Source organism: Microcoleus harperi Pol14_C6 (genome assembly GCF_036701295.1).
GTDB lineage: Bacteria > Cyanobacteriota > Cyanobacteriia > Cyanobacteriales > Microcoleaceae > Microcoleus.
On record NZ_JAUBQN010000025.1, the window covers coordinates 24,918 to 37,352 of the forward strand.

Below are 12,435 nucleotides of genomic sequence, written 5' to 3' on the forward strand. Positions count from 1 at the left end.
GTTTGTTTGTATAGAAACGGTTTCAACCGCCGAAGGATCTCAATCAAATCTGCTGTGCAAGTTCAGCAGGTGTCCCAGCCTCCATCGACAATCAACCCACAAGTGACATATTAAAAACTATCACAGTTCAAATCCTCTGGAATATAAACAATGATTTCAGATAAATTTCGACGCGAGTTGCGAGAACAAGCCAAACTCTGGCAAGCAGAAGGACTCATCGACACTTCATTCTACCAACAACTTTCGGAACGCTACCAATTCAACACACTCGAAACCGCCTCCCGCAACCGTTTCCTCAGCATTCTGATGAGTCTCGGCGGCATTCTCCTCGGTATAGGAGTCATCACCTTTGTAGCCGCAAACTGGCAAGTTTGGTCGCGAGAAGTGAGAGTTGCGCTACTGCTAAGTCTTTTCGTAGCAGTCAATGCAGCGGGTTTCTATCTGTGGCGACTTCCCCCATCCCGAAGCCAAAACTCCAATCTCAATTTGCCCCTAACAATAGGGCGAAACAAACTCCTAGGTGAAGGATTGTTGCTGTTAGGAGCTCTGATTTTAGGAGCAAATATGGCTTTGATGGCGCAAATGTTTCACATTGGCGGTTCTTCCTACGGACTTTACCTCACTTGGGGAATCGGCGTGCTCGGAATGGCTTACAGTTTGCGGTTGACTTCCTTGGGCGTTTTGTCCGCACTTTTAGTCGGTTTAGGCTATTGGCTTGCGGTGTTAGATTGGTCTTCTAAAGTCGAGTTTTCTTGGCTGGAAGTTTTGGTGCGGCAAATGCCGATCGCAGCCAGTATAATGTTTGTGCCGCTGGCTTATTGGTGTCGATCGCGTGCTATTTTTGCCATAAGTGCGATCGCGATAATTTTTTCCCTACAAGTTTCTATCGTCCAAGGGTTAAATCCAACCTGGGGTGCAGCAATTTTTTGTGCTTTACCGCCCGCTTTGCTGTGGGGGTACGACGATGAAATCTGGCCGAAGGTACACAGGAAATTGTTTCAACCTACCGCCCGCAGTTTAGCACTGCTGTTTCTCGCCGGTGTGTTTTATATTCTTTCTTTCTACGGGTTTTGGCAAGATTCGCCGAATCCTGCGCCAACTGAACTCGATTGGATTTTGCTGGCAAATGTGGTTGTTTTGGGCGGTTTCACAGTGTTTGAGTGGCTGCGTTTGGGACGTTTGGAACTGCGGCGACCAAAACAAAAAGCAGTGGATTTGACTACAAGTGCGATCGGCATTTTCATCCTCGCCAGCGCCTTTTTACCGCTTTTTCACCTCAGTTTTACTCCCATTCCGCAATTAGCGACTTTCCTGTTTAATGTTTTATATTTTCTGCTCGCTGTCGGCTTAATTCGAGAAGGTTTAGCATTAGGAAACCGCCGGAGTTTTTGGGGAGGCATAGTATTAATCACCCTGCAAATTATCAGCCGAGTGTTTGAATATAACACAGGATTGTTGATCAAATCTTTTGTCTTTGTTTTGTGCGGGATTGGCGTAATTGCTGCGGGTTTGTGGTTCGAGCGCCACTTCGCAAAAATCCCCGATGAATAGAAATTATTCATCTCTCTCTTTTCTAACTCAGCGCCCTCTGCGTTCTCTGCGGTTTAATCATTCCGAAACAACCGTAAACAATATAGCCCATACCTAATATGAACACAAACAACATTGACTTATTAGTTGAAAATCCAGATACAACAAATGCGTTTCAGCTTCCCCCGGAAGCAAAACGCCTTCCCGCGTGGCGGCTGTGGGTTCCTTTACTCTTGCAAATCGGACTAATTGCCGCCGTACCCGCCACCGCCGTTTACACTTTTATTACTGGCAAAACAGTTGTCCTGCAAACAGCACCAGTAGACCCTTACGACTTTTTGCGCGGATATTACCAAGTTTTGAGCTATAATATCTCCGATCGCACAAATCTCCAAAAACTCCCCGGCTGGAAAGATTTACCTGCCGAAAAAACACCTTGTCCGCCCGGAGTTGCTTGTCCACAAAATACGCAAAATGTCAAGCCACAAACCAGTTTTTATGTAATATTAGAAGCGCCAAAAACTGGGACTAATCCCGGCCGGCCCCAAGCTTGGAAACCCGTCCGCGTGAGTCTAGAAAATCCCACCAATTTGCCCGCCAATCAAATCGCCATTAAGGGCAAATATAACGGTTGGCAGATGGAATACGGCTTAGAAACTTATTATATGCCAGAGGATGAAAGGGAAAAAGTCAATCAGGAGATTAGCGAAGCTCAAAGGAAGCAGCGACAATCTTTTTTGGTAGAAGTAAAGGTTGACAAAACAGGCCATGCTGTGCCTGTGAGTTTGTGGGTGCGCGATCGCAATTATCGATTTTAGCCAAAAAGGGCAAAAGGTCGATCAGTCTTTTGCCCTTGTTTTGAGTATTTTTGCTTAGACACAGGCGGAAGTTGGGCGATTTCCTACCCTTTACCAAACGCACCCGCGTTCGGGATAGCTTCGCTGGCGCAGACATTTCAATTGCCGACAACCCAAGAGAATCTATTAAGATATATAAGACTTGTGCAAATCTTGCCAATTCAAGGGCGCAAGTCATGACTCTACTGGAGCTTCTCATGTTAGCCGAGCTAATCTCAGCCAGACGAATACTCAAGACCAAACTCCTCGACTTCTTAGGACTTCCCGAAAATTGCCAAGACAAAACCGATCACCTCGTCAACCGAATTGTATCCCTGCTGGAAGCAAATCCAGCCGAACAAGAAAGATTTTGGGAGACATTCAAAAGTGAATTAGCCGTCGATCCTGCTGAATTAGAAGCAATGCTCAAGTGTTCGCCAGCAGAACGCCAGCAGTGGATTGAACAAGAGAAACTCCCTGTTCTAGAATACCGCTCTTTCCGCAAATCAGGAATCCATTTAGAATATCCCGTTCACGATAGAAGATTGATCTTAAGTCTAACGCCAACCGATATTAATAATTGGCGTCAAGAACCCAAAGGGCTGATTAAAAATAATCACCAAATACCCCCCCCAATCAATACAGAAAACCCCGCCGAAAACGAACAATCGCGAGTAGCTTTTAGTTCAGCTTGGGAAAAAATCATTGCCGACTGGAAAGAACAAGGTTCGGCGGAAATTTCAGCAACATTCCAGCTAGCTTACTGGACAGTATGGGCATCGCGCTGGGCCAAAGAAAACCAGCTCAACAGCTTTAAAGCAATTAATAAATATAAGGAAATCTACGAAACTCACCAGCAGCAATGGTACCAGCGAAAAAATCAAGCAGTCAAGTTACTGATTGAAATGCCTTACGCCATGCTTTACTTCTACCGTCCGGCGGATGCTGACAAATTATATCTCGAACTGTGCGACGACCACCAGGAAATGATGAAAGATGGCTACTATTGGGACAAGTGGGATTTTTTCTATCAGAACCGCAAACTTGTAAATAAGTGCCGCGAATGTGCGTACTCCGAAACCAAAGATTATTACTCGCTTTACTATCTGGAAATCAAGAGCGACAAGTTTCCCGATTTTAGTTTTTCTTTCCACACGCCCTACACCATCGGCAGAAAATTTTTGCCACATCCAGAAACGTTGCCTTATGTAGACCACGTAGAACAGGACGGTATTTTTCGCTTTGGCCGCCCCCTGCTGGAACAAGAGAAAGTTATTCACACCGAAAAGGATGTATTGCTCAAGTTTGAGGCTGCTTTGGCAGCAGCGAAAAAGTTTGTTTAGTTAAGAGTCATTAGTCATGAGTCATTAGTAGACTTATTGCTGATTTTTTGAGTGCTAGGGAAACCGCAGATAAACGCAGATGCTTTTCCAGAGTGTTGGCAAGAAAAGGTGATTCTGTATACTAATGACTGTTGACTAATTATATCAAATTTATTCTCTTTATCTGCGTGAATCAGCGTCAATCCATTGTTATCTGCGGTTAATACATTCTATTTTTTTAATCGCAGATGAGGGCAGATAAACACAGATTAACGCAGATAATAAATTAGATCGATTCTGGTTGCACCCTCGGTAATTTTTGACTGTTGACTGGACTTGACGCCCCACGATGCTACCGGATTTGATATGACTTTTGAACTTGGATTACTTGAATGCAGCAGCCAGCATAAATTTTGGGTTGTTGAGCTTCTTTGAAATTGTACGATCGCCATTCCACCTGTGCCAACAAACTTTCCAAGTCAGTTTCGCTCAACTTCCATGCAGTTTCAGTCTCAAACAACCACAAAAATACAGCCAACCCTGGCAAAAATACCGGATTTGTGGGTCGATGAAAATCTACCAAAATGAATAGACCACCGTACTCGATCGCGCGCTACACTTCTTAAAAGATTTGTAGCAACTGTGCCCATCGCATTTCGTGCATCGCAACGCTGCTGTCTACCAAGTCAAACTGACAGTCGGCAAAATGCCTCGACTCGGCAAAAACTTCTACATAATTGGCTGATGGCACATTTTTCCTGGCAGGTTGCAGAGAGATTGGCGCAGCGTCAACTCCTGTGACATCCTAGGAATATTGCACCAGAAATTGCTTCGTTTGATTGCTACCGCAGCAAAGGTCTAAAACTTTAGCTTCGGCGCTGACGGTCAAATTTTCTCAGGCTAGTTGACCCAAACGAGCATTGCCGCCTACGCTCACTCGCAGCCAGACGCGCGATCGCATCCTAGAGCCACTGATACCGATAACTTAAATCTCTAAAAAATGTTGCCGCAGTCAAAATTATGTATACCTTGCTATCGACTTAAGATATTATTAAGTTATATGATAAAGATAAGTAACAGAACTGAGACGATGGGAGAGCTGTAACCGCTATGGGTCGTGTGGGAGTATTGCTATTAAACTTGGGCGGGCCAGATCAAATCGAGGATGTCCGTCCTTTCCTGTTCAACTTGTTTGCTGACCCGGAAATCATTCGCATTCCGTTTCCGTGGATGCAAAAACCGCTCGCCTGGTTGATTTCGACCCTGCGCTTTCAAAAATCCCAGGAAAACTACCGCCAAATCGGGGGCGGCTCTCCTTTGCGGCGGATTACCGAGGAACAAGCGGCTTCGCTGCAAGAACTCTTGCAAGAAAAGGGACAGGATGCTCGAGTTTACGTGGGGATGCGTTACTGGCATCCTTTTACCGAAGAGGCACTCGCCAAAATTAAGCGCGATCGCATTGAACATTTGACCATTTTGCCGCTGTATCCTCAATTTTCCATCAGCACCAGCGGTTCTAGCTTCCGGCAGCTAGAAGAAATGTGGGGCAAAGATCCAGCTCTCAAGGATATCGAATATACCGCGATTCCTTCTTGGTATCAGCGGCCAGGCTACATTCAGGCAATGTCGGAATTGATTGCCCAAGAATTAGACCACAATCCTGATCCCGATCGAGTTCACATCTTTTTCAGCGCCCACGGCGTCCCCCTCAGCTACGTAGAAGAGGCTGGAGACCCCTATCAGCGCGAGATTGAAGATTGCACTCGTCTGATTATGGAACATTTGAACCGATCGAACGAACACACTCTAGCTTATCAAAGTCGGGTTGGCCCGGTGGAATGGCTCAAGCCTTATACCGAAGACGCCATAACCGAACTGGCAGAAAATGGAGTGCAAGATTTGTTGGTAGTTCCTATTAGTTTCGTTTCCGAACACATCGAGACTCTACAAGAAATTGACATGGAGTATCGGGAATTAGCAGAAGAATCGGGGATTCAGAATTTCTACCGAGTGCCAGCCCTGAATAGTCATCCGGTGTTTATTGAAGCCTTGGCTGATTTAGTCATCGAGTCGATAGAATCTCCCAGCGTTAAATTCTCGGATGTTATACGCCCTTCCAAGACAGTGAAAATGTACCCTCAAGAGCAGTGGGAGTGGGGTTTGACCACGGGGGCTGAAGTGTGGAACGGTCGTGTGGCGATGATTGGTTTTGTGGCACTATTGCTGGAGTTAATTACGGGTCAGGGCCCGCTACATTCGATCGGATTGCTTTAAATTGACAGTTGACAGTTGACAGTTGACAGTTAACTGTTGACTGTTGACTGTTGTTACAAATGACTAATGATATCAAATCCGTTGGGAGCGGAATTATTCATCTCTCTCTTCTCAAATTCAGCGCCCTCTGCGGTCTCTGCGGTTAAATCATTCCGAAACAACCGTAAACGATATGATTAATCGCCAATAACTAATCAATAATTAATCAGGATCGTGCTTGCGGCGGCGGGGATTTCCCCTATCGCCCGGGATTCCCTGACTTTTGTACCAGCGATACCACTCTTTAGAACTGCGAATTGCCAGCCACAGCAGCATCATCGCAACTAACCCTCCCTGCCGCGGGGCGTCAAAGGCAAACAAAACCAAGGAAATGCACAGAACATCTTGGAGGAAAATCACCCAAATCGGCAAACCCCGCAGCCGATAAAACCATCCTGCTTGTACCAGTTGCAGCACTAAAGCCAACAAACCTCCGACAATACCAATTATCCACAGCATCCAAGGGTGAGCAATAATTTCCTCGATCGAACTTACTTGAGCGATCGTAATTCCCATAATTGCTCCTACAAGGGGGCTGAAAATAATTTGCACAATTTGTAGCACCCGCTGTCCCACAAAAGTTTTAGAAGCAAATAACTCTAACAGCGACCAACTCACCAAGATGGCGATCGCCACCTGGGGGGGAACCCCCGACAATAAGGGTATTTCCGACCAAAGTTTGTCAATCCGCAACAAACCAATTAACAGCAGGGGCAGGGCAATTCTCATACCCCCTGCCGCAGACGCTGAGAGTGCGGCTAGGAGTCCAACCATAATAATAATTCAGTTTCTAACGTCAGCTAAAGCCTCGATCTATTTCAGAATTTAATTCCCCTGATGGCTGGCTGTAATTTGAGCAATCGAACTCAAATTGCGGCTTGAGGTTAAATATCACCTTCTATTGTAAGTGTATCTGCTTAATCGCTGCTTGGCACTGCGAGATTGTCGATCGACACAAGGTAGTTGACTGTTAACTGTTAACTGTTGACTGTTGTCAGAAGAAAGGAGGTAGCATTCAACCAGGATTGTGATTAAATTAGCTTAAGCACTCCAAGCCTTATTCTCTCTGACAACAGTCAACTGTCAACTAACTTCTTATGTCTGATTCATTATTTGCCGATGCCAGTCGCCGATTAGAACGAGCCTTAAAATATGTGTCCCTTTCCGAGGATACGATCGAACGGCTGAAATATCCCAAATCCAGTTTAATTGTATCTATTCCCGTGCGGATGGACGACGGTTCCCTGCGAATTTTTCAAGGTTATCGGGTGCGCTACGACAATACCAGAGGCCCGTCTAAAGGAGGAGTGCGCTATCATCCGGGAGTATCCCTTGATGAAGTGCAATCCTTAGCATTTTGGATGACTTTTAAATGTGCAGTTTTGAACTTGCCTTTTGGAGGAGCCAAGGGCGGAATTACTCTCAATCCCAAGGAATTGTCTAAACTGGAATTGGAAAGGTTGAGCCGGGGCTATGTCGATGCGATCGCAGATTTCATCGGCCCCGATGTCGATATTCCCGCGCCGGATGTCTACACCAATCCCATGATTATGGGTTGGATGATGGATCAATACAATATTATTAAGCGGCAGCTTTCTCCCGCGGTGGTGACTGGAAAACCAGTGACAATTGGTGGAAGTCTGGGCAGAGATACGGCAACAGCAATGGGTGCTTTTTTTGTAGTAGAAACTATTTTACCCAAATTTGAACTCAATCCTCAAGATACCACTGTAGCAGTACAAGGTTTTGGTAATGCAGGTGCCGAAATAGCTGAACTCCTGTGGAAAGCAGGTTACAAAGTTGTTGCTGTCAGCGATTCTCAAGGGGGAATTTATGCTAAACAAGGGCTAGATATACCCAGTATTAGAAGTTTTAAAGACTCTAACAAAGGTATCAAAGCTCTTTACTGTGAAGGTTCAGTTTGCAATATTATCGAACACGAAATCTTGACAAATGAGCAACTTCTAGCCTTAGATGTAGACGTGCTAATTCCAGCAGCTTTGGAGAATCAAATAACGGAAGCGAATGTTAAGGATGTTAAGGCTAAGTTTATTTTTGAAGTAGCTAACGGTCCGATTGATTCTGCTGCAGATTTGATTTTAGAAACGAGGGGAATTCACGTAATTCCTGATATTTTAGTTAATGCCGGAGGCGTAACGGTTAGTTATTTCGAGTGGGTGCAAAATCGCAGCGGACTTTATTGGACGCTGGAGGAAGTCAACCAGCGGTTGAAGCATAAAATGGTCGAAGAAACTGAAGCAATTTGGAAACAATCTCAGGAATTGTCAGTTTCCATGAGAACTGCTGCTTACGTGTACGGGTTAAATCGACTCGGGGAAGCGATGAATGCGAAGGGAACGCGGGATTATTATGTGAACGGTTGAGGGAAGTGCGGTAAGATTGTGCGATCGCACAATCTTACCGCAGTTATTCGAGAAGAGTGCAGTCTACGAACCGACTTGGCAAAACTTAGCTCGGAATAGGGAAATTTGAGGTCTGCACGCAGCAGTTTATTTGACCGCAACTTTGCTATTGCAGAATCGGAAAGATATTTTAAAATAGAGATTTTAAATAGAGAGAAATGTGTTAATTTTTACGAACTACCTAATTGTACAAAACCCGCAGTTATCATGTAGGGGCAACCACCGGAGGATTACCCCGAACAAACACCATATTGCGAGATCATGCTTAAGTTTGGATCTTGCACTTTTCTAAATCAATCGCCCCTGCACAATACAGGCATTTTTTTTAAGAGGGGAAGAGAAGAGACGATCGCACTTTTTGATTAGATATGGAATAGGTGCGCTCGCTGTTACTTTTGCTATTGCCTAGTTTCCTTTATTAATCTACCAAATCGTCTACAGAAAGCTTCAGCAGGTCGCACAATACTTTCGTTTGTTCGTAAGGATTCAGGTGGTGGGTATTGACAAGTGTGATACTGGAAAGTAGGATCTAGCACAGAAATGTTGAATTTTGATACAAAATTTTACATATTTAGATATCGCCAACAACAAGAAAAACAACTCGCTCAGCAACAGGCCCAACAAAAACAGGAAGAAAAACAACTCGCTCAACAACAGCTAGAAGAAGAACGCACTCTGCGGCAACAGGAACAGCAGCACTATCAAGCTTTAATAGAATTGATGCGAGAAAAAGGGATTGACCCCCAACAATTGTAAGGGCGATCGCCCGCCCAACACCACCAATAGCTCCAGACTTGCTACTGTAAAGATAGTTAGATTTAATCAAAATCAGCGCAAGCAATTATGAGCGGTACTGTTACATCCCCCAACAACCTCAACCAGCAGCGGCCACTCTCCACGGCATCCGCTGACACTTCCAGTTCCCTGCTGGGCGACTTCATCCAAGAAACACTCGCCTTAACCAAGCGCCTGTTTATTCAATTGCAGCGCCGCCCCTCGACGCTAGTTGCAGGAATTATTCAGCCGCTGATGTGGTTGGTTTTGTTCGGAGCTCTGTTTGAAAATGCTCCCTCCGGCTTGTTCGGCGAAAGCCAGAATTACGGACAATTTCTCGGTGCTGGTGTAATCGTTTTTACTGCATTTGCCGGGGCGCTGAATGCTGGTTTGCCGATTATGTTCGATCGCGAGTTCGGATTTCTCAACCGCTTGTTAGTCGCGCCGTTGGCTTCCAGATTTTCGATAGTCCTCGCTTCGGCTATTTTTATCGTCACCCTCAGCTTTATCCAAACCGGCACAATCGTTACAGCGGGAGCGTTTTTGGGCGCCGGATTCCCCGGAATTGCCGGACTGGGGGCGATCGCCCTAATAGTCCTGCTATTAGTTTTGGGTGTCACCGGCTTGAGTCTGGGTTTAGCCTTCGCTCTTCCGGGCCACGTAGAATTAATAGCGGTAATTTTTGTTACTAACTTGCCGCTGTTATTTGCCAGCACAGCCCTCGCGCCGCTGTCATTTATGCCAGACTGGCTGCAAGTGGTGGTGACTCTCAACCCTCTGAGTTACGCGATCGAACCCATCCGCTACCTGTACCTGCACAGTGATTGGTCCTTAGCCAGTGTCGTGATGCAGGCTCCTTGGGGTAATGTTACCTTTGGAGGAGCGCTTTTAGTATTGCTAGCCTTTGATTTGGTGGCGCTGCTGAGCATTCAACCGCTGCTGAGACGCCGGTTTGCTTAGTTAGGGCGATCGCGGCAAATCTGCGGGCGATCGTTTAACCTGCACCATCAATTGTAGGGACACTCCAAGAACCCATTGGTGTCAACTTAACGTCAAACCCAGTCACAGAATGGTGTTGGACTATTAAGCCTAGATCCCCCCTAGCCCCCCTTAAGAAGGGGGGAACCGGAAATGGATCAAAGTCCCCCTTCTTAAGGGGGATTTAGGGGGATCTGGACTCAGGTAAAAACGAGATTTATCAAGGCTTTCAGGCGATTTTTCACACCAATCGGTATTGCCGTGCCCTTAGACCCAGCGAAGTAATATAATATTTATTCGCAAGTCAGAATATTGTTTAGATAGAATTGTTTTTTTGAAAGTTCAACTAATAAATTATGAACACCAAAACTTCCAAATCGGGCAAATTGATGATGGGGATTGCTGCAAGCGCGATCGCATCCTGTGCTCTGTTATCGCCTCAAGCAAGCTTCGCTCAAGCCAGCGGTTTAAATAATGCCCAACCGCTGCAAGACTTTCAAACTCAAGACAATACCGACCCCTTTTCCGGCCGCAGCAGCGGCAGCGGAATATTTGATTTAATTCACCGATCCAATTTGGGAGGCGGCCGCAGCATGGAAGAATTTAATAGCGAACAGCGCAAAAATTTGAACGATGCGGCCGCAGAATTTCGCAACAAACAGCGCCTATTACTGGAAAAGCAAGCTGTACCTTCAGAAGGGGCGGCACCAACAGAAATTACCGCCCCCGTCCCTTAAATTTACAACTGCTGTTTGCTCATTTCTCAGTCCGCGTGAGCGAAGCCAGCGCTTAGGCGGACTTCGTTTCTCTAGCAGCGATTTCAAGATCCGAATCTTATCTAAAAACCATCGCCCTTAATCCCGTTCCAACCACGCCCGCATTTTACCCGGATTAAGCAAACCGTAAGGATCGACCAACTCTTTAAACTGCAACTGTTCCACATTAATACTTTTCATCCCTCCATCTTCCAATATATAAGTGTGAGGATTAGCAATGAATGCGCCTTGCTCTTCGTGATAGCGAATAATTTCATTGAGCCGTGATTCCGTAGTGTAGCGAACTATTTGCAAAGCCGCGGCGATCGCCCTGCCATTGATTCGCAAAAACTCCAAGTGCATCATCACCTCATCCCCATAAAAGTTATACAGTTCCTCAATCAATTTCAAACCTTTATCTGGGGGAAAAAGCGTCTGCAAATAAGTCAGAGACGGGTCAGCGCTGCGCGCGTGTAGAGTTGTATGATTCCAAGTAAATTCAGCAATTGCTGCACCTTTGCTCGCTGCTTGCGCGTTTTTGTGATAGCAAATTGTGCCACCATATTCGCGCACCAAATCTTGTAGCGGTTCCAGACAAGATTCAGCTACCATTAACAAAGCGCAGTGCTTACCTTCAGGAATCGCATCGCGGAAAGCAGCAAAATAAGCAGGAATCGGCCAAGCACAAACACAAATTAGTTTTTTGATAATTCCGTCAGCATCGCCCAAAGCTTGACCGAACTTTGCCGATGTCATAAAATCGTCAAAAGCCACAATGATTTCCGCCCAAGGGTAAGCAGGGGCGAGGGGAATTTCTAACTCAGTAATAATCCCATTTGTGCCGTAAGCGTGATTGACTTTCTGCACTTCATCGCCGCGCAATTCGATGACGCGCGGCTCGTCTTCCATTGTAACGACTCGAACGGCATGAAGATTTCCCCGATCGCGCAATTGCCCGTAAGTTATCGAACCAATTCCCCCGCTACCGCCGCCGATAAATCCTCCAATCGTTGCGGTGCGATAGGTTGAGGGAACCATCCGCAATTCCCAACCAGTTTCTCGCGCTTGTTTGTCAAAAACCGACATTTTCACCCCCGGTTCTACGCAAGCTAAACCCGGTTTTATCCAGCGGATACTGTTCATTTTGGTGGTATCTAAAATGACGCCCCCGTTAAGGGGAATGCACTGCCCGTAATTGCCCGTTCCTGCACCTCTAACCGTTAGGGGAATTTTGGAGTTGACGCAGGCTGCTGCAATCCGCAAAACTTCGGCTTCGCTGGCGGGACGAACTACTAAATCTCCTGTTTTATCACTTAAGAGAGGTTGCAAAACTGGACTGAAGTGATAGTAGTCTTGAGATAGCTTGACAACTTGCGCGCGATCGCTAATTATTTCGATTCCCGATAGTTCCGAAGAAAAAGCATCCCAGTCAATACTTTGAATCGCAGTTGCCGTCATTTTGTTTACTCCATGCTGCCAGTATTATATATTTTATCAACCAGAA

12 protein-coding genes are annotated in these 12,435 nt (G+C 45.8%); 8 read left to right on the plus strand and 4 right to left on the minus strand.

Annotation, left to right across the window (positions count from 1 at the left end; translation table 11 throughout):
• Positions 1-150: 150 nt before the first annotated feature.
• From QUA27_RS17335 to QUA27_RS17345, 3 genes are all read left to right on the plus strand, one after another.
• The gene (locus tag QUA27_RS17335) at positions 151-1,551 is read left to right on the plus strand and encodes a DUF2157 domain-containing protein (RefSeq protein ID WP_333069305.1); all 1,401 of its coding nucleotides are present in this window, start codon (positions 151-153) and stop codon (positions 1,549-1,551) included.
• A gap of 98 nt (positions 1,552-1,649) precedes the next feature.
• Positions 1,650-2,348, plus strand: a complete 699-nt coding sequence (locus tag QUA27_RS17340) for a GDYXXLXY domain-containing protein (protein WP_333069306.1) — start codon at positions 1,650-1,652, stop codon at positions 2,346-2,348.
• A 236-nt stretch (positions 2,349-2,584) separates the two neighbouring features.
• The gene (locus QUA27_RS17345; RefSeq protein ID WP_333069307.1) at positions 2,585-3,709 is read left to right on the plus strand and encodes a hypothetical protein; all 1,125 of its coding nucleotides are present in this window, start codon (positions 2,585-2,587) and stop codon (positions 3,707-3,709) included.
• A gap of 331 nt (positions 3,710-4,040) precedes the next feature.
• Here the strand turns inward: QUA27_RS17345 and QUA27_RS17350 are convergent, their stop codons facing one another.
• Both QUA27_RS17350 and QUA27_RS17355 read right to left on the minus strand, forming a co-directional pair.
• Positions 4,041-4,271 carry a hypothetical protein gene (locus QUA27_RS17350; RefSeq protein ID WP_333069308.1) on the minus strand — a complete coding sequence of 77 codons (231 nt, stop codon included), beginning with the start codon at positions 4,269-4,271 and terminating at the stop codon, positions 4,041-4,043.
• Between the two features lie 39 nt (positions 4,272-4,310).
• Positions 4,311-4,439, minus strand: a complete 129-nt coding sequence (locus QUA27_RS17355) for a hypothetical protein (RefSeq protein ID WP_333069310.1) — start codon at positions 4,437-4,439, stop codon at positions 4,311-4,313.
• Between the two features lie 359 nt (positions 4,440-4,798).
• Between QUA27_RS17355 and hemH the strand changes: the two genes are divergently transcribed.
• The gene (hemH, locus tag QUA27_RS17360; protein ID WP_333069311.1) at positions 4,799-5,962 is read left to right on the plus strand and encodes a ferrochelatase; all 1,164 of its coding nucleotides are present in this window, start codon (positions 4,799-4,801) and stop codon (positions 5,960-5,962) included.
• A gap of 201 nt (positions 5,963-6,163) precedes the next feature.
• Here hemH and QUA27_RS17365 read toward each other — a convergent pair whose 3' ends face one another.
• Positions 6,164-6,775 (minus strand): DUF4126 domain-containing protein, encoded by a 612-nt coding sequence (locus QUA27_RS17365; protein ID WP_333069312.1) that lies wholly within the window; start codon positions 6,773-6,775, stop codon positions 6,164-6,166.
• 323 nt (positions 6,776-7,098) lie between these two features.
• On the opposite strand from QUA27_RS17365, the gene QUA27_RS17370 reads away from it, so the two are divergent.
• The 4 genes from QUA27_RS17370 to QUA27_RS17385 all read left to right on the plus strand — a co-directional run bounded on the left by QUA27_RS17370 (position 7,099) and on the right by QUA27_RS17385 (position 10,913).
• Positions 7,099-8,385: a Glu/Leu/Phe/Val family dehydrogenase gene (locus QUA27_RS17370; RefSeq protein WP_333069314.1), complete on the plus strand. Its 1,287-nt coding sequence runs from the start codon at positions 7,099-7,101 to the stop codon at positions 8,383-8,385.
• 579 nt (positions 8,386-8,964) lie between these two features.
• Entirely contained in the window at positions 8,965-9,180 is a 216-nt protein-coding gene (locus QUA27_RS17375; RefSeq protein WP_333069316.1) for a hypothetical protein, read from the plus strand.
• An 87-nt stretch (positions 9,181-9,267) separates the two neighbouring features.
• Positions 9,268-10,158 carry an ABC transporter permease gene (locus QUA27_RS17380; protein WP_333069318.1) on the plus strand — a complete coding sequence of 297 codons (891 nt, stop codon included), beginning with the start codon at positions 9,268-9,270 and terminating at the stop codon, positions 10,156-10,158.
• Between the two features lie 374 nt (positions 10,159-10,532).
• Complete coding sequence (locus QUA27_RS17385) at positions 10,533-10,913, plus strand: hypothetical protein (protein ID WP_333069320.1); 381 nt, start codon at positions 10,533-10,535, stop codon at positions 10,911-10,913.
• A gap of 117 nt (positions 10,914-11,030) precedes the next feature.
• Here the strand turns inward: QUA27_RS17385 and QUA27_RS17390 are convergent, their stop codons facing one another.
• On the minus strand, positions 11,031-12,389 hold the full coding sequence (locus tag QUA27_RS17390) for an FAD-binding oxidoreductase (RefSeq protein ID WP_333069321.1): 1,359 nt from the start codon (positions 12,387-12,389) through the stop codon (positions 11,031-11,033).
• Positions 12,390-12,435 lie beyond the last annotated feature (46 nt).

Excerpts from the sequence above, each read along its gene's own strand:
- QUA27_RS17375 (WP_333069316.1), top strand. The coding sequence starts at position 8,965 with ATGTTGAATTTTGATACAAAATTTTACATATTTAGATATCGCCAACAA.
- QUA27_RS17335 (WP_333069305.1), top strand. The coding sequence starts at position 151 with ATGATTTCAGATAAATTTCGACGCGAGTTGCGAGAACAAGCCAAACTC.
- QUA27_RS17370 (WP_333069314.1), top strand. The coding sequence starts at position 7,099 with ATGTCTGATTCATTATTTGCCGATGCCAGTCGCCGATTAGAACGAGCC.
- hemH (WP_333069311.1), top strand. The coding sequence starts at position 4,799 with ATGGGTCGTGTGGGAGTATTGCTATTAAACTTGGGCGGGCCAGATCAA.
- QUA27_RS17365 (WP_333069312.1), bottom strand. The coding sequence starts at position 6,775 with ATGGTTGGACTCCTAGCCGCACTCTCAGCGTCTGCGGCAGGGGGTATG.
- QUA27_RS17345 (WP_333069307.1), top strand. The coding sequence starts at position 2,585 with ATGTTAGCCGAGCTAATCTCAGCCAGACGAATACTCAAGACCAAACTC.
- QUA27_RS17380 (WP_333069318.1), top strand. The coding sequence starts at position 9,268 with ATGAGCGGTACTGTTACATCCCCCAACAACCTCAACCAGCAGCGGCCA.
- QUA27_RS17390 (WP_333069321.1), bottom strand. The coding sequence starts at position 12,389 with ATGACGGCAACTGCGATTCAAAGTATTGACTGGGATGCTTTTTCTTCG.
- QUA27_RS17340 (WP_333069306.1), top strand. The coding sequence starts at position 1,650 with ATGAACACAAACAACATTGACTTATTAGTTGAAAATCCAGATACAACA.
- QUA27_RS17385 (WP_333069320.1), top strand. The coding sequence starts at position 10,533 with ATGAACACCAAAACTTCCAAATCGGGCAAATTGATGATGGGGATTGCT.